The 1,373-nt window shown below is 45.7% G+C and carries 1 protein-coding gene; it reads left to right on the forward strand.

Annotated features, from left to right (window positions below; genetic code table 11):
* Window positions 1-294 precede the first annotated feature (294 nt).
* Window positions 295-1,272, forward strand: coding sequence for a UTP--glucose-1-phosphate uridylyltransferase GalU (gene galU, locus BLW97_RS16465; protein ID WP_010642609.1), 978 nt, complete (start codon window positions 295-297; stop codon window positions 1,270-1,272).
* Window positions 1,273-1,373: the final 101 nt, after the last annotated feature.

The raw sequence follows: 1,373 nt of genomic DNA on the forward strand, positions 1-1,373 counted from the left end.
GACGTGAGAAAATAATGGCATGACTCATGAAACAGCCTAATGGGGCCCAAATAGGGGCGTCCCTTCATCTGCCCGAGTCACATATGTGCCCTACCGCACAGACGACTCACCATAAACTTCATATGATTGATCATTAGTTGGCCTATCACCAATCGAGTAAGCTGTTTCAGTTGCACGCAGATCTGATGTGAAGTCGTAGATTAGAAAAAGTAGTAATCCACCGTCCATAAAGGAATTAGATTTTGTGCATTGGTAGGCAGCATGGGTTAAAAATATATAATTTTGGAGTTTAGCATGAAAATACCAGCCCGCCATTCGACCATGAAGGCCCCTAATTCCGTTCGCACGGCCGTTTTCCCTGTCGCCGGTATGGGCACAAGATTTCTACCCGCAACAAAAGCAACGGCTAAAGAAATGATGCCGATTGTAGACAAACCACTTATTCAATATGCGGTTGAGGAAGCTTTAGAAGCTGGATGTGACAGATTGGTTTTTGTCAGTGGCCGTGGTAAACGCGCCATTGCTGACCACTTCGACGTCGCTTTTGAATTGGAGTATGAGCTTGAGCGCTGCGGGAAAATGGAACTACTCGAAGAAGTGAGGAGTATTGTGCCGCGCGGAGTCAGTACGGTCTTTCTCCGACAACCTCACCCTTTGGGGTTAGGCGATGCAGTACTGATGACTCGAGATGTTGTTGGTGATCACCCCTTCGCCGTGCTACTCGCCGATGACCTCATCTTAGCCAAGAAACCCGTGCTAGCCCAGATGATTGAACAGTATGAACACTATCATGCGGCCATACTAGCCATTCAACATGTACCTCACAAAGAAACCAATAAATACGGCATTATTCAGTCCTGGGCGTGGGAAAATAGAATTCATCAGATATCGAATATTATAGAGAAACCCAACCCCGATGATGCACCATCTGATTTGGGTGTGGTGGGCAGATATATTTTACCTCCAAGAATATATGACTATTTAGAAAATTTACCTGCCGGAACGGGTGGCGAAATTCAACTCACCGATGGGATTGCGGCTCTATTACGAGAACGGCAAGTTCTTGGGTTCGAATTTGAAGGTCGAAGGTTTGATTGTGGTGATAAGCTTGGCTTTCTACAGGCCACGGTCGAGTATGGCTTACGTCACGCTGGCGTTGGAACATCCTTTGCTGAGTATTTGCACACGCTCGCAACGGATGGAATTTGTTCCTATATTGCAGACAAGCCAATAGCTCTACTGACACGCAAGAAAAAATCGCGAGTAGCGTAACAAAATTTTCTGTCATGTTGTTAATTCATAGGAAAAATGTCGCAGGAAGTAGGCTGATGTAAAAACAGTGCAAGCTCGAGACAAGTTGGAATCCTGCAAAA

It is taken from the genome of Acidithiobacillus albertensis (assembly GCF_001931655.1).
Taxonomy (GTDB): domain Bacteria; phylum Pseudomonadota; class Gammaproteobacteria; order Acidithiobacillales; family Acidithiobacillaceae; genus Acidithiobacillus; species Acidithiobacillus thiooxidans.

Excerpts from the sequence above, each read along its gene's own strand:
- galU (WP_010642609.1), top strand. The coding sequence starts at position 295 with ATGAAAATACCAGCCCGCCATTCGACCATGAAGGCCCCTAATTCCGTT.